General features: G+C 41.1%; 24 protein-coding genes, 1 tRNA gene and 1 pseudogene. 20 read left to right on the forward strand and 6 right to left on the reverse strand.

Annotated elements, in window-relative coordinates; translation table 11 throughout:
* Positions 1 to 4 precede the first annotated feature (4 nt).
* A complete protein-coding gene (locus D8803_RS05270; protein WP_131200472.1) occupies positions 5 to 916 on the forward strand; it encodes a DMT family transporter in 912 nt (303 codons plus the stop codon).
* A gap of 144 nt (positions 917 to 1,060) precedes the next feature.
* The gene (locus D8803_RS05275; protein ID WP_131200473.1) at positions 1,061 to 1,819 is read left to right on the forward strand and encodes a CPBP family intramembrane glutamic endopeptidase; all 759 of its coding nucleotides are present in this window, start codon (positions 1,061 to 1,063) and stop codon (positions 1,817 to 1,819) included.
* A 49-nt stretch (positions 1,820 to 1,868) separates the two neighbouring features.
* Here D8803_RS05275 and D8803_RS05280 read toward each other — a convergent pair whose 3' ends face one another.
* On the reverse strand, positions 1,869 to 3,152 hold the full coding sequence (locus D8803_RS05280) for a uracil-xanthine permease family protein (RefSeq protein WP_190316799.1): 1,284 nt from the start codon (positions 3,150 to 3,152) through the stop codon (positions 1,869 to 1,871).
* Between the two features lie 382 nt (positions 3,153 to 3,534).
* The gene (gene rsmG, locus D8803_RS05285) at positions 3,535 to 4,248 is read right to left on the reverse strand and encodes a 16S rRNA (guanine(527)-N(7))-methyltransferase RsmG (RefSeq protein WP_131200475.1); all 714 of its coding nucleotides are present in this window, start codon (positions 4,246 to 4,248) and stop codon (positions 3,535 to 3,537) included.
* Between the two features lie 93 nt (positions 4,249 to 4,341).
* Between rsmG and D8803_RS05290 the strand changes: the two genes are divergently transcribed.
* From D8803_RS05290 to D8803_RS05305, 4 genes and pseudogenes are all read left to right on the forward strand, one after another.
* Complete coding sequence (locus D8803_RS05290; RefSeq protein WP_131200476.1) at positions 4,342 to 4,902, forward strand: LemA family protein; 561 nt, start codon at positions 4,342 to 4,344, stop codon at positions 4,900 to 4,902.
* Between the two features lies 1 nt (position 4,903).
* A complete protein-coding gene (htpX, locus tag D8803_RS05295; protein ID WP_131200477.1) occupies positions 4,904 to 5,803 on the forward strand; it encodes a zinc metalloprotease HtpX in 900 nt (299 codons plus the stop codon).
* A 107-nt stretch (positions 5,804 to 5,910) separates the two neighbouring features.
* Entirely contained in the window at positions 5,911 to 6,510 is a 600-nt protein-coding gene (locus tag D8803_RS05300; protein ID WP_223805109.1) for a CPBP family intramembrane glutamic endopeptidase, read from the forward strand.
* A gap of 90 nt (positions 6,511 to 6,600) precedes the next feature.
* A pseudogene (locus D8803_RS05305) lies at positions 6,601 to 6,720 on the forward strand (zinc metalloprotease HtpX); the annotation flags it as partial.
* A gap of 45 nt (positions 6,721 to 6,765) precedes the next feature.
* On the opposite strand, the gene D8803_RS05310 reads toward D8803_RS05305, so the two are convergent.
* Both D8803_RS05310 and D8803_RS05315 read right to left on the reverse strand, forming a co-directional pair.
* Positions 6,766 to 8,325: an ATP-binding cassette domain-containing protein gene (locus D8803_RS05310; RefSeq protein WP_131200478.1), complete on the reverse strand. Its 1,560-nt coding sequence runs from the start codon at positions 8,323 to 8,325 to the stop codon at positions 6,766 to 6,768.
* A 330-nt stretch (positions 8,326 to 8,655) separates the two neighbouring features.
* On the reverse strand, positions 8,656 to 8,985 hold the full coding sequence (locus D8803_RS05315; protein ID WP_131200479.1) for a helicase BlpT: 330 nt from the start codon (positions 8,983 to 8,985) through the stop codon (positions 8,656 to 8,658).
* 168 nt (positions 8,986 to 9,153) lie between these two features.
* Here D8803_RS05315 and D8803_RS05320 point away from each other — a divergent pair, with 168 nt between their 5' ends.
* From D8803_RS05320 to D8803_RS05350, 7 genes are all read left to right on the forward strand, one after another.
* A complete protein-coding gene (locus D8803_RS05320; RefSeq protein ID WP_131200480.1) occupies positions 9,154 to 9,696 on the forward strand; it encodes a YceD family protein in 543 nt (180 codons plus the stop codon).
* Positions 9,696 to 10,325 (forward strand): endonuclease III, encoded by a 630-nt coding sequence (gene nth / locus D8803_RS05325; protein ID WP_131200481.1) that lies wholly within the window; start codon positions 9,696 to 9,698, stop codon positions 10,323 to 10,325. Before D8803_RS05320 ends, nth begins: the two co-directional genes overlap by 1 nt.
* A 209-nt stretch (positions 10,326 to 10,534) precedes the next feature.
* The gene (pyrR, locus tag D8803_RS05330; RefSeq protein ID WP_131200482.1) at positions 10,535 to 11,056 is read left to right on the forward strand and encodes a bifunctional pyr operon transcriptional regulator/uracil phosphoribosyltransferase PyrR; all 522 of its coding nucleotides are present in this window, start codon (positions 10,535 to 10,537) and stop codon (positions 11,054 to 11,056) included.
* 21 nt (positions 11,057 to 11,077) lie between these two features.
* Positions 11,078 to 12,001, forward strand: coding sequence for an aspartate carbamoyltransferase catalytic subunit (locus D8803_RS05335; RefSeq protein ID WP_001293858.1), 924 nt, complete (start codon positions 11,078 to 11,080; stop codon positions 11,999 to 12,001).
* 49 nt (positions 12,002 to 12,050) lie between these two features.
* Positions 12,051 to 13,133, forward strand: a complete 1,083-nt coding sequence (locus D8803_RS05340; protein ID WP_000746720.1) for a carbamoyl phosphate synthase small subunit — start codon at positions 12,051 to 12,053, stop codon at positions 13,131 to 13,133.
* Between the two features lie 426 nt (positions 13,134 to 13,559).
* Positions 13,560 to 16,736 carry a carbamoyl-phosphate synthase large subunit gene (gene carB, locus D8803_RS05345; RefSeq protein ID WP_131200483.1) on the forward strand — a complete coding sequence of 1,059 codons (3,177 nt, stop codon included), beginning with the start codon at positions 13,560 to 13,562 and terminating at the stop codon, positions 16,734 to 16,736.
* Between the two features lie 216 nt (positions 16,737 to 16,952).
* Complete coding sequence (locus D8803_RS05350; protein WP_131200484.1) at positions 16,953 to 18,287, forward strand: Nramp family divalent metal transporter; 1,335 nt, start codon at positions 16,953 to 16,955, stop codon at positions 18,285 to 18,287.
* A 116-nt stretch (positions 18,288 to 18,403) separates the two neighbouring features.
* Here D8803_RS05350 and D8803_RS05355 read toward each other — a convergent pair whose 3' ends face one another.
* Together D8803_RS05355 and D8803_RS05360 are read right to left on the reverse strand one after the other, a co-directional pair.
* Entirely contained in the window at positions 18,404 to 18,646 is a 243-nt protein-coding gene (locus D8803_RS05355) for a type B 50S ribosomal protein L31 (RefSeq protein ID WP_000710762.1), read from the reverse strand.
* A gap of 95 nt (positions 18,647 to 18,741) precedes the next feature.
* Positions 18,742 to 19,677, reverse strand: coding sequence for a DHH family phosphoesterase (locus D8803_RS05360; protein WP_125847650.1), 936 nt, complete (start codon positions 19,675 to 19,677; stop codon positions 18,742 to 18,744).
* 103 nt (positions 19,678 to 19,780) lie between these two features.
* Here D8803_RS05360 and D8803_RS05365 point away from each other — a divergent pair, with 103 nt between their 5' ends.
* The 7 genes from D8803_RS05365 to D8803_RS05395 all read left to right on the forward strand — a co-directional run.
* Positions 19,781 to 20,224 carry a flavodoxin gene (locus tag D8803_RS05365; RefSeq protein WP_001162125.1) on the forward strand — a complete coding sequence of 148 codons (444 nt, stop codon included), beginning with the start codon at positions 19,781 to 19,783 and terminating at the stop codon, positions 20,222 to 20,224.
* 116 nt (positions 20,225 to 20,340) lie between these two features.
* On the forward strand, positions 20,341 to 20,607 hold the full coding sequence (locus D8803_RS05370; protein WP_125847192.1) for a chorismate mutase: 267 nt from the start codon (positions 20,341 to 20,343) through the stop codon (positions 20,605 to 20,607).
* Complete coding sequence (gene crcB, locus D8803_RS05375; protein ID WP_125838294.1) at positions 20,604 to 20,978, forward strand: fluoride efflux transporter CrcB; 375 nt, start codon at positions 20,604 to 20,606, stop codon at positions 20,976 to 20,978. The genes D8803_RS05370 and crcB (D8803_RS05375) overlap by 4 nt, the downstream gene beginning before the upstream one ends.
* On the forward strand, positions 20,972 to 21,301 hold the full coding sequence (gene crcB, locus D8803_RS05380) for a fluoride efflux transporter CrcB (RefSeq protein ID WP_125454005.1): 330 nt from the start codon (positions 20,972 to 20,974) through the stop codon (positions 21,299 to 21,301). Before crcB (D8803_RS05375) ends, crcB (D8803_RS05380) begins: the two co-directional genes overlap by 7 nt.
* Before the next feature lie 118 nt (positions 21,302 to 21,419).
* On the forward strand, positions 21,420 to 21,767 hold the full coding sequence (gene rplS / locus D8803_RS05385; RefSeq protein WP_001068669.1) for a 50S ribosomal protein L19: 348 nt from the start codon (positions 21,420 to 21,422) through the stop codon (positions 21,765 to 21,767).
* Between the two features lie 42 nt (positions 21,768 to 21,809).
* Positions 21,810 to 21,881: transfer RNA gene (locus D8803_RS05390), tRNA-Arg, on the forward strand.
* 305 nt (positions 21,882 to 22,186) lie between these two features.
* Positions 22,187 to 22,672, forward strand: a 486-nt coding sequence (locus tag D8803_RS05395; protein ID WP_131200485.1) for a DUF4365 domain-containing protein, incomplete at its 3' end; no start/stop codon positions are given.

The following is a 22,672-nucleotide window of genomic DNA, read 5'->3' on the forward strand; positions in this document are numbered from 1 at the left end:
AAGCATGTCAAAAACAGTAAAAGGTACTCTCTTTACAGTAGTTGCAGGTATTGCTTGGGGCTTGTCTGGAACCAGTGGCCAATACCTGATGGCACACGGGATTTCCGCTCTAGTCTTGACCAATCTGCGGCTCATTATTGCAGGATTGGCTCTGGTATTTTTAACTTATGCGACCGCAAAGGATAAACTCCTTGCCTTTTTAAAAGATAGAAAAAGCCTTTTATCTCTCTTGTTATTTGCTTTGTTTGGACTTTTCTTAAACCAGTTTGCCTATCTTTCTGCCATTCAGGAAACCAATGCTGGAACGGCGACGGTTCTCCAGTATGTATGTCCTGTTGGCATCTTGATTTATACTTGTATCAAGGACAAGGTAGCACCGACTCTGGCTGAGATTGTTTCGATTGTTTTAGCAATCGGAGGGACTTTTCTTATCGCGACTCATGGGGAACTTGACCAGTTGTCTGTCACACCTGCTGGTCTTTTCTGGGGACTCTTTTCTGCCTTGACCTATGCCCTTTATATCATTCTTCCTATTACTTTGATTAAGAAATGGGGAAGCATGTTGGTGATTGGTGTGGGCATGGTTATTTCTGGAGTGGTGGCTATTCCCTTCACAGGAGTTTTGCAGGCTAGCATACCGACTAGCCTAGATTTTCTCTTTGCATTTGCTGGGATTATCATCATCGGAACGGTCTTTGCCTATACCGCTTTCCTAAAGGGAGCTAGTCTGATAGGCCCAGTTAAGTCCAGTTTATTGGCTTCCATAGAACCCATCTCTGCTGTTTTCTTTGCTTTTCTGATTATGAAGGAGCAATTCTACGCGATTGATTTTGTCGGTATGGCTATGATTTTACTTGCGGTAACCATCATTTCTTTGAAAGATTTGCTGCTAGAAAACAAACAGAAGGTTGAATGAGAAACTAGTTACTCGTAAAAAGTGGTTGTTTTGAATATCCTATCGAAATACTGATCAAGGATAAGGAATGGGAGTGGAATTTTATAAAATTTTAAGTTTCTTTTCTTACAATAAACCAATCTTTAACTGCTAGAAGGAGGAGATATGAAGATTTTACAAAGTATTCACCCATCTAAGCCCCTGCGCTACTTGAGATGGTTTGATATTCTGATTATTACAGTTCTGATGTTTGGCCTGTTTATCATTCGTTCAACGGAGCTCTTTTTAGCAAGTATGTTTCCGACAGACTTGTCAAGTGCCGTGGATACGGCAAGTAATACTGTCGGCGAAGGAGCAGCCTATTCCAGCAATTTCACCTTGCAAGTGATACTTCTGACCTTGGCCTTGCTTTACCTTTTGATTCGGAATTATGATTTCAAACAACTTCCTATTCGTTGGACCTGGTCCTTTCTCTTTTGGGTTCCTTTTATATTTGCCATTGTGGGATTGTTTGGAGACTTGGTGACGACACTAACTGGTGAATACAATTACTTTAATCCAGCCCTTTTTTCTTACATAGATCCCATGGAAGTTATACGGAAATTCCTAGCGCTTAGTCCGATAGCAATTGCCTATGCCTTGCTAAATGGCTTCTATGAAGAGTTTTTCTTTCTAGGGTTGTTGACCTCAGTGAAAGAAAAGCACAAGTGGTGGGTTTTGTTTTATTCTACCCTCATTCGGATTTCTTTTCACACTTATCAAGGATTGGTGTGGGCACTGGTTATTGGTGTAGTTTATGGTTTATTCTATTATTTTTTGTACAAATATAAGGTTAAAAATCTTTTGCCATTTTTCCTCATGCATGCTCTGGCAGACATGTTTGGGTCTAGTCTCATGTATCTCTTGATTGCGTGGGGAAGGTAAGAATCAGAAAAATCCACTCAACTGAGTGGATTTTGTTGTATATAGATGACTAGTCTTTATTTTCGTGTGGTAAGATTAGGTTCAAGATAATTCCTGTCATGGCTGATAGAGCAGTACCTGAAAGGGTAACTGGCCCCACTTTGAGGATGGCTCCACCAAGCCCAAGAACCAACATAGCACTAGCAATGATGAGGTTACGCATTTGACTGAAATCAACGCGCTCCTTGATCAAGACTTTCAAACCGTTGCTGGCGATAACTCCGTAGAGAAGGATGGACATCCCACCAAGTACAGCACTTGGGATTGTTGAGATCAAGGCAGTGAATTTACCAAGGAAGCTAAGTGCAATTGCGATAAAGGCTGCGTTACGGATAACAGAGACAGAAGCGATACGAGTCATCCCGATAACCCCTGTATTTTCACCGTAAGTCGTATTGGCTGGTCCACCGAGGAAAGCAGATACAGATGTCGCAATACCGTCACCGAGAAGCGTACGGTGAAGTCCTGGTTCTTTTAGGAATTGACGGCCACAGATTTGGCTTAAAACTGTGTGGTCTCCGATATGTTCAGAAATTGTTACGATAGCGATTGGCAAGATGGCAATGGTTTCTGGACCAAAGTAAAGATTGTATTCTTTAAAGGCACCACCAGTGCTAAACGGCAAGTAGAAACCAGGAATTTCAAACCAGTTAGCTTTAAGAACTGGTGTAAAATCAACCAAGCCAAGAGTTAGTGCGAAGAGGTAACCACCGATAATGGCAAAGAGGAAAGGAATGATTCGTAGGAAGCCTTTTCCTTTAGTATTGATAAAGGCAGCAATCAAGAACGTAACAACTGCTACAAGAGCATTTTTCCAATTTCCGTCCGCTACAAGTCCAGCGTTAGTAACTGCTGAACCTGCAAGTCCGAGACCGATAACGATGATCATAGGACCGATAATGATTGGTGGCAAGAGTTTATCAATCCATTTTGTACCTGCAAAACGAACACCAGCAGCAACAAGGACGTAGACCAAACCAGTCAAGATCACCCCAGTTTGAGCAGCAGATACATCGCCCCCCATTTCTTTCATGGCTAAAGACATAGCCGTGATAAAGGCGAATGAAGAACCTAGATAAACTGGAACCTTAAACCCAGTTGAAATCATGTAGATGAGTGTTCCAACACCTGAAGCAAAAAGGGCAACAGATACAGGCATTCCCAAAATCAATGGTACCAAGATGGTCGCACCGAACATGGCGAAAACGTGTTGGAAACTAAGGAGAATTCCTTTTCCAGCTGAAGGACGTTGGTCAACGTCTAGTAACAAATCAACAGTTGATTCTTGTTTCATATAAACCTCACTTTTGGGCATCAAAAAAGAGCCCATTATTTTACAGCAACAGGCTCTCAGAGTAAGACTTCTTTAAAGAGAGGGGTATCTCATTAAAGAATTTCATATATTTCTGCGTCTTCGTCACCTCACAGGATGACATTAAAAACCTTTGCTTAGGATAGTATAGCAGAAAAAATTCGTTTTGTAAACGAATTTTTCCCGAGTCTAGAAATAAAAGAGCGAGGCAGATTTTGTAAATCATTTTTTCCCGAGCCTAGAAATGTAAGAGCGAGGTTGATTTTGTAAATCATTTTTTCCCGAGCCTAGAAATGTAAGAGCGAGAAATGATTTTGTAAATCATTTTTACTAAACTTTAAACAAGGGTGCGCTATTGATAGGATTAAAGCGGGCGTTTGTTGGGCATGCCAGCCTTACGTGGATATTTGTTTGGGGTTTCCTTTTTCTTTTCGACGACTGTGATATAGCGTGGATCTCCATTTGGTAGGGCATAACTAAGGTTATCCTCTACCTTACTAAAGAGGAGGTTGAGGGCATTCTTAGCTTCTAATAACTCCTCAGGCGCATTGCTGGCCTTGAGAGCCAGTAGTTTTCCGCCAACTTTAAGATAGGGAATGGTCAGTTCAGACAAGACCTGCATGCGAGCAACCGCGCGAGCCGTCACCATATCAAACTGGGCACGAAAGTTCTTGTCTTGGGCAAAGTCTTCTGCTCGTCCATGGTAGAAGTGAACACCATCCAAATCCAGTTCCTGAGCCAAAAGCTGAAGGAAGTTGATGCGTTTATTTAGCGAATCAATGATGGTCACATCTAACTGAGGATAGAGAATTTTCATCGGCAGACTTGGAAATCCTGCCCCCGCTCCGATATCAAGAAGTTTGATAGTTTCATTTGAAATCAAACCCTGCAGGATAGGTGCAATCGAATCATAAAAATGTTTGAGATAAACTTCTTCCTTGTCTGTAATAGCCGTCAAATTAATCTTTTCATTCCACTCGACCAAGAGTTCAAAATACCGTTCAAATTGGTTCTTTTGCTGGTCAGAAAGTGGAAGATTTTGCTCAGCCAGTAGGCTGTAAAATGTTTCTGGTTTCATAGTTTTTTCCTTCTCTAGTATCATCTTATTTTACCACAATCATTAAAATTTTGATATACTGGTAGTAATCTAAAAGCAGAAAGGAATAAGATTATGACTTGGATTATTCTTGGAGTTTTGGCTCTGATTGTTATTTTTGTGATTGTTAGCTATAACGATTTGGTTAGAAATCGTATGCAAACCAAGGAGGCTTGGAGCCAGATCGATGTTCAATTGAAGCGTCGTAATGATCTCCTCCCAAACTTGATTGAAACAGTCAAAGGCTATGCCAAATATGAAGGTTCTACTTTGGAAAAAGTGACAGAACTTCGTAGACAGGTAGCCGCGGCAACCTCGCCAGCTGAAGCTATGAAGGCCAGTGATGCCCTTACCCGCCAGATTTCTGGTATCTTTGCAGTAGCAGAGAATTACCCAGACTTGAAGGCTAGTGCTAACTTTATCAAATTGCAAGAAGAGTTGACCAATACAGAAAATAAAATTTCTTACTCTCGCCAACTCTACAACAGTGTTGTCAGCAACTACAATGTAAAACTTGAAAGCTTCCCAAGTAACATCATCGCGGGACTGTTTGGCTTTAAAGCTGCAGACTTCCTTCAAACACCTGAAGAGGAAAAGGCAGTTCCGAAAGTCGATTTTAGCGGTTTAGGTGACTAAGATGTTGTTTGATCAAATTGCAAGCAATAAACGAAGAACTTGGATTTTGTTGCTGGTTTTCTTCCTACTCTTGGCCTTGGTTGGTTATGCGGTTGGCTATCTCTTTATGCGTTCAGGTCTTGGCGGCATGATTATTGCTTTGATCATCGGCCTTATCTACGCTCTGACCATGATCTTTCAATCGACAGAGATTGTCATGTCTATGAATGGGGCGCGTGAGGTTGATGAGCAAACGGCACCAGCCCTCTACCATGTAGTAGAAGATATGGCCATGGTCGCTCAGATTCCCATGCCACGTGTTTTCATCATTGAGGATTCTTCTTTAAATGCCTTTGCAACAGGTTCCAACCCGCAGAATGCAGCAGTCGCAGCCACTTCGGGTCTTCTGGCTATCATGAATCGCGAGGAACTGGAAGCTGTTATGGGGCATGAGGTCAGTCATATCCGAAACTACGATATCCGCATTTCGACCATTGCTGTTGCCCTTGCTAGTGCTATTACCCTTCTATCTAGTATGGCTGGTCGTATGATGTGGTGGGGTGGTGCAGGTCGAAGACGGAGCGATAATGATCGTGATGGAAATGGTCTAGAGATTATCATGCTTGTCATCTCTCTCTTAGCCATTGTTCTAGCACCTCTCGCTGCAACCTTGGTACAACTAGCCATTTCCCGTCAGAGGGAATTTCTGGCGGATGCATCCAGTGTGGAGTTGACTCGCAATCCTCAAGGGATGATCAATGCCTTGCGCAAGTTGGACAATAGCGAGCCAATGCACCACCATGTCGACGATGCCAGCAGCGCTCTTTATATCAATGATCCTAAGAAAGGTGGCGGACTTCAAAAACTCTTTTATACCCACCCACCTATCTCAGAACGAATCGAACGCTTGAAGCACATGTAAAAAAATCCAGAGACGAGCTCTGGATTTTTGCTTTTAGCATCTCACTTTTAACTTGTCACCTCACATAAAAATAGTATAATATATGTAATTCTATATAATTGAGGTGAATGATGTATAAGCGCTGGATGACGTTTTTCTTGATTTTGATTTTTATGCCGATTCATTTGAGTATAGCAGAGAAAATCATGCGAAATAATTCATTAACGCTATCAATCCTTTTTACACTTGTTGAACTTGCATTATTTTTATATGTAGGAAAAAAGTATGACTTGTTTCACATTCGGAAAATCTGCCTAAAAGATATTTTAAAATGTTTTCTATCATACGCCTTGCTCTTCCTATTTTATATTTTGGTCAATTTTTTAGGCCCTACCCAATCAGACACAACTCAAGCTGTGCAAAGTTTTTCACTTTCATGGTCTGTACTTTTTGTGGATCTCTGTGTTTTGGAACCTGTCACGGAAGAAATCTTTATGCGAGGTATGTTACAGGGGATAGTATTTAAGAATACCTATTTTGGATTGTTTGCCACATCGCTTCTTTTTGCTTATCTTCATGGTCCCTATACTATTCCTAGCTTTATCAGCTATTTAGGTATGGGATTTGCATTTGGGGTAAGGTATAAGACTTCTGACAACCTATGGAATTCCATTCTTTTGCATGTCCTTAATAATCTGGTTGCGTTTTGCTTTTTGTATATGAGATGATGCCATATTAGAGTGCTTTGAATTGTAAAATAGTAAAAAAGATTTTTAAGCTTATACAATATAAACAAAAGTCAGACCATAATCTGTCAGATTGACGATGCTAGCAGCGCTCTTTATATCAATGACCCTAAGAAAGGTGGCGGACTACAAAAACTCTTTTATACCCACCCACCTATCTCAGAGCGAATCGAACGCTTGAAACAAATGTAAAAAGAATCCAGAGACAGTTCTCTGGATTCTTGCTATGTTCAACATTTATAAATCTTGTAAATCGACGACTTCTAAACCATGTTCTGTTAAACGATAGAGACTCGTACAGACCTCTTTTAAGAAGCGTCTGTCATGTGAAACAGTAATCAGCCCACCTGGATAAGAGGCAAAGAGTTTTCTGATTTCGGGTTGAGAAGTGGGAGAAAAATTACGTGTAGGCTCATCCAGAAGGAGAAAGTTTGGTTTGCGCAACACTAAATCCAAAAGTAGGAGTTTACCTTGTTGACCACCAGATAAGGAGCGGATTTGGTGCTGCATCTCTGGATAGCTGAAATTGAGACTGGCTAAGTGAGATTGGATTTTCTGTAGTTCCTCTTTTTGTCCAGTTTTGCTGAGATAGGCTACTGGAGATAAATCCAATTGCAGTTTTTTATGGTAATCTTGTGGCATAAAACCAAGCGAAATTTCTCTTTTGTCGCTGAGCTGTTGCTGCAACTTGGCTAACAGAGTTGATTTTCCAACACCATTTGGCCCGATGATACCGATTTTATCTTGGCCACGGACAGTTAGTTGTAACCCCTGAACTAAAATGCGCTCGCCAATGGACAAATTTTCTTTTTCCAGTTGGACTAAGACTTTAGAAGCCGGTAATGGTTGTATATCTGAGAAGAAAAGTTGGATTTGCTCCTCTTCAAGTGGCTTTTGGGTCATGGACTGAGCTGCCTTTTCGTAGCGTTTTTCTTGAGAGAGAACATTTTTCATCTTTTTAGCCAATAGGCGACCAGCAGTACTGTCTTTGGTAGCTCGAAGTACAGTTTCTACATTTTGTTTGACTCGGCGATGCTTTTCCATGGTTTTATCATAGGCTCTCTGGTCGTTAGCAGCTTGCTGGCTTTGTCTAGCAAAGCTAGCCTTTCTCTGGTCACTGTAGCGATCATAGTCTAAATGCTCTACAAGCGTTTCTGCTTCTTTCCGATGCTTGACTAGTCGCAGGTGGACAATAGTATCTGACGTTTGAGAAAGAAAGTCTTCATCATGGGAAATGAAAACAACAGTTTGCCTAATCTTTCGAATCTGACTTTTTAGCCAATCAACCGTCTCAAGGTCTAGGTCATTTGAAGGTTCATCTAAAAAAAGAATCTCAAAGGATTTTGCTAACTCATGGATGAGCTGAATTTTCAAAGATTCTCCCCCCGAGAGGCTCCCAATCTTTTGGTCACTAGCAAAGCGATCGCTGTCAAAATGCAACTCCTCAGCCAAACGATAGAGGATACTGTAGTCTAAATCAGCGGGATCTAAAAAGAAGTAGTCGTGGAGAGATCTTTTTTTCAGGTCCTCAGCTAGCTTTTGAGGAATGTAGGCCAGTGATTGAAGGTCAGAATGGATGTCGCCCTTGATAGTAAAATCAGGTAATGCTTCCCCCATTAAAGCTCGTAGCAAGGTTGATTTGCCATTCCCTTCTTCGCCGATAATAGCAACCTTTTCCCCGTCTTGTATAGTCATGGTTAGGTCAGATACAAGATCTCGTAGATCTTTGTTTTGAGTGATGGTTAGATGATTGATTTTTATCATATTGTTGCCCTTTCTAGAATGTCCATAGTGCATAACAAAAAGCTCTACTTTATCTAGTAGAGCCTAAAGTCACTGTCCAAAACTCTATTATCCTCGTTGAAAAACTCGTCAAACTAGCTTGGAGCTGCCTAACCTAACCCAAGAGGAGCATAGCTTTCTAGTTTTTCGATTTTCAATGAGGACAAGATACTAGAAAATCTAGTATAAAAAGAGCACACAAAAAGAGACAAAAACAAGATCTACTAAATAAAGTTCTTTATTTGATAGATTAGTTGTTCATGTCTCCCTTACCTCCGAGTATTAGTACCTCTATCCTATACCATTCAGGAAATTTTGTCAATAGTAAATCCAAAATTATAAACTCTAAAATCCGAAAACAGGTCCATAGAGATTCAGCACGTGTTTGACATGCTGGTAATGGAACTTGTCATAGTTGCGCCAAGCAGTGCGTGTTTGCTCATTCAGTTTTAGACTACCCAGTCCAATCAGAAGACTGGTACGTTGGTAAAATTTTTCAAGGTCGATTAAGATACTATTGTTAACCGTTTCAGCTTTTTTAAGTTCCTTGAGAGTGCTGTTTAGCAGTTCTTGTAGACGGAAATCATCAGCTGTACCTTGTTTGCAATTTTGGTAGCTTTTATTTAACTCGGAAAGGAGTTGGTGAGCTTCAGTGATGAGTGCTTTGTCTTCCATATGAGCATCCTCCTTGCTCTGGTGTATTCTTGCCTATAGTATAGCACTAATAGGAAAGTTTGTCATAGTAAATATGTTAAAAAATGAGATTCTAATATCAAAGTTTGGGAGGCTGACTTATAGCCTTTTCATGGTATAATCAAGTAAGTAAATCTTTATGGAGGAAATATGAAGTTAAACATTCAAGAAATTCGTAAGCAGCCTGAAGGCTTACACTTTGAACAAACTTTAGACCTTGTCGCAGACTTACGTACCCGTAATCAAGAAATTTTAGATGTCAAAGATATCCTTGCTGTTGGGAAGGTGCAGTATGAAGATCGTCTGTATTTCTTAGACTATCAGCTATCTTATACCATTGTCCTTGCTTCTAGTCGCAGTATGGAGCCAGTTGAGTTAGCTGAGTCCTATCCTGTGACAGAGGTTTTCATGGAAGGAGCGACCAACCGACTAGACCAGGAAGTTCTAGATGATGATTTGGTCTTGCCTATCGAAAATGGGGAAATCGACCTTGCTGAGAGCGTAACTGATAATATCCTGCTCAATATCCCAATCAAGGTCTTGACGGCAGAAGAAGAGGCGGGCCAAGGNTTTGTGTCAGGAAATGACTGGCAAATCATGACTGAGGAAGAATACCAAGCCCAACAAGCAGTCAAGAAAGAAGAAAACAGTCCATTTGCTGGCTTGCAAGGACTATTTGACGGAGACGAATAATGGTCTTGTCAAAAAAACGAGCACGAAAGGTGCTAGAAGAAATTATTGCCCTCTTCCCAGACGCCAAACCCAGCCTTGATTTTACCAATCACTTTGAACTACTGGTTGCGGTGATGTTGTCAGCTCAGACAACAGATGCTGCAGTCAACAAGGCTACGCCAGCTCTCTTTGCAGCTTTTCCAACGCCTCAAGCCATGTTTGTCGCGACTGAAAGTGAAATTGCTTCATACATTTCTCGCCTAGGACTTTATCGCAATAAGGCCAAGTTTCTAAAAAAATGTGCCCAACAGCTACTAGATGATTTTGATGGTAAAGTCCCTCAGACTCGCGAGGAATTAGAAAGTCTAGCAGGTGTTGGACGTAAAACAGCCAATGTAGTTATGAGTGTGGGCTTTGGAATTCCAGCCTTTGCAGTGGATACCCATGTTGAACGTATCTGCAAGCACCATGATATTGTTAAAAAATCGGCCACACCCCTTGAAGTAGAAAAACGTGTCATGGATATTCTTCCACCAGAGAAATGGTTGGCAGCCCATCAAGCCATGATTTACTTTGGACGGGCTATCTGTCATCCAAAGAACCCAGAATGCGATCACTATCCCCAATTATATGATTTTAGTTCGTTATAAGATAAAAATTTTATGTTTTTTTCTTGCATTGATCCATTCTTTGTGATATAGTAATAACAATAAAATATTCCTTTAAACCTGTCCCGTGAGGCAGGCAAGGAGCTGGATCAATAGATAGTCGGAGTCTATACTGTTTACAGTAGAGCTGGCTTGGCTATACATTCTGAAGTCTCCTTGTTTAAGGAGACTTTTCTTTTTGGAGGTTTGTCATGAGGACAAAAGAAGTTGTAGACGAATTGACCGTCAAACGAGCGATTACTCGGATTACCTACGAGATTATAGAGCGAAACAAAGATTTGAATAGAATCGTTCTGGCTGGGATAAAAACGAGAGGTGTTTTTATCGCTCATCGTATCCAAGAACGTTTGGAACAGCTAGAAAATATCGCTGTTCCAGTGGTGGAACTAGATACTAAACCTTTCCGTGACGATGTCAAAAGTGGAGAAGATACCTCTGTAATCTCTGTTGATGTGACAGATCGGGAAGTCATCTTGGTGGACGATGTACTCTATACAGGTCGTACCATTCGCGCAGCTATTGACAACATCGTCAGTCATGGTCGCCCTGCTCGTGTGAGTTTGGCAGTCTTGGTTGATCGTGGTCATAGAGAACTTCCAATCCGTCCGGACTATGTTGGAAAAAACATCCCAACCAGTCGTTCTGAAGAAATTATCGTAGAGATGACAGAACTAGATGGACAAGACAGAGTACTAATCACAGAACAAGCCTAAAACACTAAAAGGAGTAAAAAAATGTCAGAAAATCAACAAGCTTTGCAACATGTCGTTTCTATGGAAGACCTTACTGTAGAACAAGTAATGAAATTGATCAAACGAGGAATCGAATTTAAAAACGGAGCGAGTGCTTCTTATGAGGAACAGCATATCGTTTCCAACCTTTTCTTTGAAAGTTCAACTCGTACCCACAAATCCTTTGAGGTAGCAGAACTGAAACTTGGGCTTGATCTTTTGGATTTCGATGTGAAGACCAGTTCAGTGAATAAGGGTGAAACACTCTATGACACGATCTTGACGCTTTCTGCACTAGGAGTGGATGCCTGTGTCATTCGTCACCCAGAGGTGGACTACTACAGAGAATTGATTGCTAGCCCGACCATCACAACTTCGATTATCAATGGTGGGGACGGTTCAGGGCAACACCCTAGCCAAAGTTTGCTTGATTTGATGACAATTTATGAAGAATTTGGACATTTTGAAGGTCTTAAGGTGGCCATCGCTGGCGACCTAAACCACTCTCGAGTAGCTAAGTCTAATATGCAAATTCTTAAACGCTTAGGAGCGGAGCTTTACTTTGCGGGTCCTGAGGAATGGAGAAGTGAGGAGTTTGAGCATTACGGTCGCTTTGTATCAATTGATGAGGTGATTGATCAAGTAGATGTTATGATGTTTCTTCGTGTGCAGCATGAACGTCATGAAATTGTGACAGGATTTTCAAAAGAAGACTATCATATCCAGCATGGTTTGACACAAGAACGCTATGACCGCTTGAAAGAAAAAGCAATCCTTATGCACCCAGCTCCAGTCAATCGTGATGTGGAAATCGCTGATCACTTGGTAGAAGCACCGAAATCACGTATTGTTCAGCAAATGACCAACGGTGTCTTTGTCAGAATGGCAATTTTAGAATCTGTGCTGGCCTATAGAAAAGCAAAATAAGGCACAAAGCGTTAAAAGATGTCTGAGAGCATCAACGAGAGGTGAGTAGATGAAAAAACGACTTCTAGTATTAGAAGATGGTACAGTATTTGAAGGCAAGGCCTTCGGAGCAGATATTGATGTAACAGGGGAAATCGTCTTTAACACAGGGATGACTGGTTACCAAGAATCCATTACAGACCAGTCTTATAATGGACAAATCTTAACCTTTACCTACCCTTTGGTGGGAAATTATGGAATTAACCGTGACGACTACGAGTCAATCACTCCTACCTGTAAGGGAGTAGTAGTTTTTGAAGAAGCGCGTAGAGCCAGCAACTGGCGCAATCAAATGACCTTGGATGAATTCTTGAAAGCGAAGAAAATCCCTGGTATCTCAGGAATTGATACCCGTGCTCTTACAAAAATTATCCGTAAGCATGGTACCATGCGTGCAACCCTTACGCATGTTGGTGATACCATGGACCATATCATAGACCAGCTCCAAGCGACAGTTCTACCGACAGATAATATCAAGCAAGTCTCTACTAAGACAGCTTATCCTGCTCCTGGAGTTGGATTGAGTGTCGTACTGGTAGACTTTGGTCTCAAACACTCCATCTTACGCGAACTATCTAAGCGTAACTGTAACGTGACCGTTGTTCCATACACAACAACAGCAGAAGAGATTCTCCATCTCCATCCTGACGGGGTCATGTTGTCAAACGGTCCAGGAAATCCAGAAGATGTTCCCCAGGCACTCGATATGATTCGTGGTGTGCAAGGGAAAATTCCGATCTTTGGTATCTGTATGGGACATCAACTTTTTGCTATGGCAAATGGTGCTAAGACCTACAAGATGAAGTTTGGTCACCGTGGATTTAACCACGCGGTGCGTGAAATTGCAACAGGACGAGTAGACTTTACTAGCCAGAACCATGGTTATGCGGTTAGCCGTGAGGATTTGCCAGAGCATTTGATTATTACCCATGAAGAAATCAATGACAAGTCAGTTGAAGGTGTGCGTCACAGATACCAACCAGGTTTCTCTGTGCAATTCCACCCAGATGCAGCTCCTGGGCCACATGATGCAAGTTATCTCTTTGATGAATTTATCGAAATGATGGAGTCGTTTAAATCTGCTAATCGCTGATATAGGAAACTCTGTCAGAGGCTTGTCGAATAAAAAGGCAAGTCCTTTCTTTTAGTTGAGCAATGAGATGCTGAAAATTTTTATACTCGATTTATTATTGAAAAATCATCGGAGAATTTATTTAATGTCGCCCTGTGAGGCGACGAATAGAAAGGCAGGTCGTTTCTTTTAGTCGCTATCAGGCGAACTAAAAACTCCCTGCACTAGATTTTTTATCGAAAAATATCGTTTCGCTAAAAATCGTCGGAGAATTTATTTAATGGCAACCCGAGAGTTGCCGAATAGAAAGGAGAAGATACATTGTTCGCGGAAGTGAACACGCCCTAAGAACTGTGTGAAAAAGATAAACATCGTCTTGATGCTGAAGGCATCTGCACCGAGTTTCCTATTTTCACTTTGTTCTTGACGGGCTTTGTATCATAAACTATGCCTAAACGCACTGATATTCAAAAAATTATGGTGATTGGTTCTGGTCCGATTATTATTGGTCAGGCTGCTGAGTTTGACTACGCGGGGACCCAGGCCTGCTTGTCTTTGAAAGAGGAAGGTTATGAAGTTGTCTTAGTGAACTCAAATCCTGCAACCATCATGACGGATAAGGAGATTGCAGACAAGGTTTACATCGAACCGATTACACTTGAATTTGTGACACGTATTCTCCGTAAGGAACGTCCAGATGCTCTGCTTCCAACTCTTGGAGGCCAAACAGGGCTCAATATGGCCATGGAATTGTCTAAAAATGGTATCTTAGATGAGCTTGGTGTCGAACTTCTGGGTACTAAATTGTCTGCCATTGACCAAGCTGAGGACCGTGACCTCTTTAAACAATTGATGGAAGAGCTTGAGCAACCAATCCCAGAATCTGAAATTGTCAACACAGTGGAAGAAGCTGTTGCCTTTGCGGCGTCAATCGGCTATCCTGTTATCGTTCGTCCAGCCTTTACCCTAGGTGGTACTGGTGGTGGTATGTGTGCCAACGAGGAAGAATTGCGTGAAATCGCTGAAAATGGGTTGAAACTGTCACCTGTTACCCAATGTTTGATTGAGCGTTCCATTGCAGGTTTCAAGGAAATCGAATACGAAGTCATGCGTGACTCAGCTGACAATGCCCTTGTGGTTTGTAACATGGAAAACTTTGACCCAGTTGGGATTCATACAGGGGATTCCATCGTATTTGCCCCTGCGCAAACCATGTCAGATTATGAAAACCAAATGCTACGTGACGCGAGCTTGAGCATTATTCGTGCCCTCAAAATTGAAGGTGGATGTAACGTTCAGCTGGCTCTTGATCCACACAGCTTTAAGTATTATGTCATCGAAGTAAATCCTCGTGTATCACGTTCGTCAGCTCTTGCTTCTAAGGCGACGGGTTATCCGATTGCTAAATTAGCTGCTAAGATTGCCGTCGGTTTGACCTTGGATGAGGTCATCAACCCAGTTACAGGTTCAACCTATGCCATGTTTGAGCCAGCTCTCGACTACGTCGTTGCTAAGATTCCACGTTTCCCATTTGACAAGTTTGAAAAAGGTGAGCGTCGTCTTGGAACTCAGATGAAAGCGACTGGGGAAGTCATGGCTATCGGTCGTAACATCGAGGAGTCACTTCTCAAGGCATGTCGCTCTCTTGAAATTGGGGTTCACCACAATGAAATGCCTGAACTGGCATCTGTTTCGGATGATGCCTTGATTGAAAAAGTTGTGAAAGCCCAAGATGACCGTCTCTTCTACGTATCAGAAGCCATTCGCCGTGGCTACACACCAGAAGAAATTGCTGAATTGACCAAGATTGATATCTTCTATCTGGATAAACTCTTGCACATCTTTGAAATTGAGCAAGAATTAGGTGCCCATCCACAAGATCTAGAAGTCTTGAAAACAGCTAAACTCAATGGATTTTCAGACCGTAAGATTGCTGAACTCTGGGAAACGACAGCTGATCAAGTTCGTCAACTTCGTTTGGAAAATAAGATTGTCCCAGTATACAAGATGGTCGATACCTGTGCGGCAGAATTTGAATCAGAGACTCCATATTTCTATTCAACCTATGGATGGGAAAATGAGTCTATCAAGTCTGATAAGGAATCTGTCCTAGTCCTAGGTTCAGGTCCAATCCGTATCGGGCAAGGTGTTGAGTTTGACTATGCGACTGTTCACTCGGTTAAGGCTATCCAGGCAGCTGGTTATGAAGCTATCATCATGAACTCAAATCCAGAGACTGTTTCAACAGACTTCTCTGTGTCTGACAAGCTCTACTTTGAGCCATTAACTTTTGAAGATGTCATGAATGTCATTGACCTTGAGCAACCAAAAGGGGTTATCGTTCAGTTCGGTGGTCAAACAGCCATCAACCTTGCAGAGCCCTTGGCAAAAGCAGGTGTGACCATTCTTGGTACACAAGTTGCTGACCTAGACCGTGCCGAAGACCGCGATCTCTTTGAACAAGCACTCAAAGATTTAGATATTCCACAGCCACCAGGACAAACAGCGACTAATGAAGAAGAAGCTGTGCTTGCAGCTCGCAAAATTGGTTTCCCAGTCCTCGTTCGTCCATCTTATGTCTTGGGTGGACGTGCTATGGAAATCGTAGAAAACGAAGAAGACCTTCGTTCTTACATGCGTACCGCTGTTAAGGCCAGTCCAGACCACCCAGTCCTTGTTGACTCATACATCGTTGGTCAGGAGTGTGAAGTCGATGCCATTTCAGATGGAGAAAATGTTCTCATCCCTGGTATTATGGAGCATATCGAACGTGCCGGTGTCCACTCAGGTGACTCAATGGCTGTTTACCCTCCACAAACCTTGTCTCAAAAGGTGCAGGAAACCATCGCAGACTATACGAAACGCCTAGCAATTGGCCTTAACTGTCTTGGTATGATGAACATTCAGTTTGTCATCAAGGATGAGAAAGTCTATGTCATTGAGGTTAACCCACGTGCCAGCCGTACAGTTCCCTTCCTTTCTAAGGTAACCAATATCCCTATGGCTCAAGTAGCGACTAAGTTGATTCTTGGTCAAAGTCTTGAAGAACTTGGCTACCAAGATGGACTTTATCCAGAAAGCACTCGCGTTCATATCAAGGCGCCAGTCTTCTCCTTTACGAAACTAGCTAAGGTAGATAGCTTGCTCGGTCCTGAAATGAAGTCAACAGGGGAAGTCATGGGTTCTGATACAACTCTAGAAAAAGCCCTCTATAAAGCCTTTGAAGCTTCTTACCTACACTTGCCGACCTTTGGAAATGTAGTCTTTACCGTCGCAGATGATGCCAAAGAAGAAGCCTTGGACTTGGCTCGTCGTTTCCAAAATATTGGCTACGGTATCCTCGCGACAGAAGGGACAGCAGCCTTCTTTGCCAGTCATGGACTGCATGCCCAGCCTGTTGGTAAGATTGGCGATGATGAGCAGGATATCCCAAGCTTTGTCCGCAAAGGGAAAATCCAAGCGATTATCAATACTGTCGGAACCAAACGAACTGCTGACGAAGATGGTGAGCAAATTCGCCGTTCAGCCATTGAACACGGTGTGCCCCTCTTTACAGCCCTAGATACAGCTAATGCCATGCTCAAGGTGCTAGAAAGTCGTAGTTTTGTCACAGAAGCGATTTAGTTGAGAAATATTTTTCACAGTTTTAAAGCCAGCGTCAGAAAACGCTGGCTTTTGCAATACAGATATTGCTTATTTTAACTATCATTCTTTCCTTAAGAATCATTCTAAAATGTGATATAATAAGGAAGAATTGGAAATAGAAAACTATTTTCATGATATTTTCAAAAAATCCATTAAGAAAATAGGTAAAGACAGATTAGAAAGTGTAAAATTCCGATGTCTTCTTACAAAAAAGTCTCTCTTTCTGAGATCAATCAATCTATTGAAACTCCGAATAACAATCATTTTTGGCAAAATCTAAAAGCATTTTTAGGACCCGGAGCCCTTGTAGCAGTTGGTTATATGGATCCTGGAAACTGGATTACCAGTGTGGTTGGTGGTGCTTCCTACAAATATAGTCTCTTATTTGTTATTTTGATTTCCTCCATCATTGCTATGCAGTTACAACAGATGGCTGGAAAGCTCGGTATCGTGACTAGGATGGACCTAGCACAGGCAACAGCTCATCATGCTCCCAAATGGCTTCGCTATAGTTTATGGGTGATTTTAGAATTTGCTTTAATGGCGACAGACTTAGCTGAGGTTCTAGGCTCAGCGATTGCCTTAAATCTTTTGTTTAAAATACCAATTATGGTCGCTATCCTCTTAACCGTTTTAGATGTATTTCTTTTGTTGTTGTTAATGAAATTTGGCTTCAAAAAAATTGAAGCCATTGTTACGACTCTTATTTTAACCATATTAGCCATCTTTACCTATCTGGTGGCCTTATCCAGTCCAAGTATTCAGGGGATTATTGGTGGTTATTTACCAACTTCAACTTTATTTGAAACACCGTTACCAGGTCATGAAAGCCAATTAACATTAGCTCTAGGAATTGTAGGTGCGACAGTCATGCCTCATAATCTCTATCTCCATTCCTCTCTATCCCAAACAAGGAAAATCAATCACAAAGATAAGAAGGATGTTCGAAAAGCAGTTCGCTTTATGACCTGGGATTCAAATCTTCAGTTGTCCTTAGCCTTTATTGTCAATTCCTTGCTTCTCATTTTAGGTGCCTCCCTCTTTTTTGGTCATGCATCTGAAATTTCGGCCTTCTCCCAAATGTACAATGCTTTACAGGATTCGACAATAGCAGGAGCAATAGCCAGCTCAACCTTGTCAACTTTATTTGCCCTGGCCCTCCTAGCAAGTGGCCAGAATTCGACCATTACAGGTACCTTGACAGGACAGATTGTCATGGAAGGTTTCTTACATCTAAGATTACCTCAGTGGCTTATCCGTATCGGTACACGTATTTTTGCCTTGCTACCTGTGATTATTGTCGCCGTTTTGTTTGGGCATCAAGAAAAAACCTTGGATCAGTTATTGGTCTATTCACAGGTCTTTCTTTCGATTGCTCTTCCGTTTTCAATCTTCCCCTTGATTTATCTGACCTCTAAGAAGTCACTGATGGGAGAATTTATCAATGCCAAGTGGAACACAATCCTAGGTTACGCAGTTTCAATCATCTTGACCATTCTTAACATCAAGCTTCTTTTCGATATTTTTTAAGAGTGGTTTTGAAGTCAAGTCTCGGCATCGGGAAGATTGGTAAAGAGGAAGTAGTCGTAGTTGATTCATAAAAAGAAGTAAAAAAAAAGAACAGTTGAAACTGTTCTTTTTTATTATTATTTGAGACCGTATTTTTTGTTGAAACGATCCACACGTCCATCTGCTTGAGTGAACTTTTGACGTCCAGTGTAGAATGGGTGTGAGTCTGATGAAATTTCCACACGGATCAATGGGTAAGTTTCTCCTTCGAACTCAACAGTTTCGTTAGAGCGTTTTGTTGAACCGCTAAGGAATTTGTAACCAGTAGTTGTGTCCATGAAGACAACTGGGCGATATTCTGGATGGATATCTTTTTTCATTTTGCAATATTTCCTTTCTGCCATGGTCTCTTTGCGAGCCATAGATTGTTACCTTACTAGTCTATCAGATTATGAAAAGTTTGGCAAGTATTTTATCAGTTTTTAAGCAAGTTTTTTAGTTTTTGGTAGATGATTTCGTTTTCTTCTAGACTATAGGAATTGGCGCCACTGGCTAATGGGTGTCCTCCTCCGTCGTGTTGTTTGGCAATGTCATTGATAGGGGTGATTTTACTGCGCATACGAACGCGGAAGTGGCCATCATTTTGTTCAACAAAGATAGCCCAAGCCTTAACAGTATCAATTCGACCAGGTGCACCGACAATCGCTGCGGTTTCAGCGTCGGTAACATTGTACTGTTTCAAGATTTCTTGACTGAGAAGAACGCGAGCAGCTCCATTTTCATCAATTTCTAGATGGTCGTAGATGTAGCCTTGAAGTTTTGCAATCTTGAAGCTCATGGTATCCATCTGTCGAGACAATCCGGCAAAGTCAAAATCAACTTCTCGGAGCTGGGCAGCTATTCTAAAGGTACGAGCACTAGTTGACGGGTAGAGAAAACGCCCTGTGTCCCCGACAATTCCTGCATAGAGAAGTCGTGCCGCTTCGCTAGACAAAGCCAGCTGATTTTCTTGAGCAAATAGGGCAATCATCTCACTGGCACTGCTTGAACTTGTATCGACCCAAGACATGTCACCGTATACATCGTCGTTAGGATGGTGATCGATTTTGATGGTGAAAGCAGCTTGTTCATAGCGTTTATCATCGATACGAGGCCGATTCGCTGTATCACAAATAATAGCAAGAGCACCATGGTAGTCACTATCTTGAACAGTATCCATTTCTGCCATCCAAGTCAAAGTCGGTTCATTATAACCAACAGCTTTGATGGTCTTTTCTGGAAAATGGTGATTGAGCAAGGCTTTCAAACCTACCTGACTTCCCAAGGCATCAGGGTCCGGTTTCATATGACGATGAATGATGATGGTATCGTATTCTTTGATTTTCTCTAAAATTTGCTGACAAATCTCCATAAATAACCTCAATTCTTTCTCATTTCATTGTAGCACAAGAATTTTTATTTTTAAAATGAAAAAGATATGATATAATGGAGAGAGATAAATTGAGGAGGACGATATGGCATTAGCAAAAATTGTATTTGCCAGTATGACCGGTAATACCGAAGAAATTGCAGATATTGTAGCAGATAAATTGCGTGATTTGGGCTTGGATGTCGATGTTGATGAATGTACGACTGTTGACGCTTCAGACTTCTTGGAAGCGGACATCGCTATCGTTGCGACTTACACTTACGGAGATGGAGAATTGCCAGATGAGATGATGGACTTCTATGAAGACCTAGCAGACCTCAACTTGAATGGTAAAATCTACGGAGTGGTCGGTTCAGGTGACACCTTCTACGACGAATTTTGTAAGGCTGTTGATGACTTTGATCGCGTTTTTGTAGCGACAGGAGCAGAAAAAGGTTCAGAGTGTGTTAAAGTTGATCTTTCTGCCGAAGAAGAAGACATCGAACGCTTGGAACAATTCGCAGAAGAATTGGCTGCAAAAGTAGGATAAGAATCAAACTGCGCTGACTGAAAGGAGTCGGTGCGTTTTTTATTAGCTATTTTGGGATTTTACTAGCCTATTTGGTGGCTTTTTGATACAATAATTCAAATAAAGGAGGAGACACTATGGATTTAGATAGTATTCGGCAAGAAATTGATCAAATTGACGATCAAATCGTCAAGCTCCTGGAAGAAAGAATGCATTTAGTTGAAGGGGTTGTCGCTTATAAAAAAGCATCTGGTAAACCAATCTTAGATTCTAAGAGAGAAGAAGTTATTTTTGAAAAAGTCAAAAATCGAGTAGAAGATAAGCGCTATCAGGAGACCATTGTTGAGACTTTTTCAGACATTCTCAAACGTTCGCGTGATTATCAGGATCAAAACATCAAATGAAAAAAGAACAATTTTATCCGCTAGGGATTTTTCTGGCTGCTATGTTGGGAGGTCTTGTCCGCTATCTGGTTTCCACTTGGTTACCAGCTAGTCCAGACTTTCCTTGGGGTACCCTCCTTGTCAACTATCTGGGTATTTTCTACCTGGTCTATCTGGTAAAAGGCTATCTGGCCTATAAGGGAACCAGCAAGGGCTTGGTTTTGGCGCTTGGGACAGGATTTTGTGGTGGCCTGACAACCTTTTCTAGTCTAATGCTTGATGCCGTGAAATTGCTCGATACCGGGCGTTATCTTAGCTTAATTAGCTATCTGCTTTTGAGTATTGGAGGAGGTCTGCTATTGGCTTATATTCTAGGGAGGAAGAAATGGTAATCATCTATCTTGCAATCGCCTGCGGGTTCGGAGCACTGGTGCGTTATTTCTTTTCTCGCTATAATCAATCCTCGAAATTGCCCCTAGGAACTCTCATAGCCAATCTTCTCGGTTGTTTTTTGATTGGCTTGCTCTACAACCATGTGGAGTCCAAGGAAGTCTATGCTATCCTAGCGACAGGTTTCTGTGGTGGGTTGACGACCTTTTCAACCTTGAATGATGAGCTGCAAAGACTACTTAGTGACAAGAAGGTATTTTATAGCTATTTAGTCTTAACCTACATAGGTGGTTTTCTAGCGATTTTTTTAGGAATTCTGCTATAAATTTCTTTACTTTTATGTGGAAATTTGGTAAACTGTATCTTGTGTGTAATGGACGCACAAAAATACAGTTTATCCGCTGAGGAAGGTTCCTCAAGATTGACAAAGATAGGAGAATAAAATGAATCCATTAATCCAAAGCTTGACTGAAGGTCAACTTCGTACAGATATCCCATCATTCCGTCCTGGTGACACTGTTCGTGTACATGCGAAAGTTGTCGAAGGTAACCGTGAACGTATCCAGATTTTTGAAGGTGTTGTTATCGCACGTAAAGGTGCTGGCATCTCAGAAAACTACACAGTTCGTAAAATCTCTAACGGTGTAGGTGTTGAGCGTATCTTCCCAATCCACACTCCACGTGTTGAAAAGATCGAAGTTGTTCGTTACGGTAAAGTACGTCGTGCGAAATTGTACTACTTGCGTGCACTTCAAGGTAAGGCAGCTCGTATCAAAGAAATCCGTCGTTAATTCGACTAAAAAACTCTGCTTACCTAGCAGAGTTTTTCTCTAGCTCCCTTAGTTCAATGGATATAACAACTCCCTCCTAAGGAGTAGTTGCAGGTTCGATTCCTGCAGGGGGCATTTTTAGAAATGTAAAGAAAAAAAAGAAAATTCAAAGTGTTTGTTTATAGGCAATCATCACAAGTTAGTTTTTTTAAATAAGTTAGTATTTTTGGAATTTTTGACCAAAGTGTGACCAAAAGTCAATGAATATAGAATAAAGTAGATCAGGAAACTGGTCTATTTATTTTGTAATTATTAATGAACAGTATTTTTTAAGTTTATAATATTCAGTTTAAGTTAAATAGTTGTAATTATAGTATATAAGTTTTTCTTTGTTAATGTTATAATATAAAGTATATAGAGCTATTTTTCGAGGTGCGGATTTGGCAAATAATAAAAAAATTGAGACATTAGGTGTTTCATATCTGTCGACATTTATAGATAAGCATGAGTTACTTCAATCTTATTTTGATAGAAATGATAAAACTCCAGTGTGGGATGGAGAAATTCATGTTCTTAAATCATCGAGTGAGAAGAAAGACGAAATATTAGGTAAAGTACCTGTTCAGATTAAAACCACTAGACAGAAAAAAGATGTGTTAAAATCCTTTCCATTAGATGCTAGAGATTTAGAATTATATAAATCAAATGGCGGCGTAGTTTTATTTGTAGTTTGGTTGAGTGAGAATAATGACTTACGAGAAATCTATTATAAATCATTGCCTCCTTTTTCTATAAAAGATTTGCTCAAAAAAAGTAAATTAAAAAATAAATCTACAAATAGTAAGAAACTGTCCATACAGATATTTAAACTAGATGAAAAAANGATGTATCCAATGTTAGTGGATTTTATAAATAATAGTCAGAGA

Origin of the sequence: Streptococcus oralis, from assembly GCF_003943385.1 — a bacterium.
Taxonomy (GTDB): domain Bacteria; phylum Bacillota; class Bacilli; order Lactobacillales; family Streptococcaceae; genus Streptococcus; species Streptococcus oralis_CA.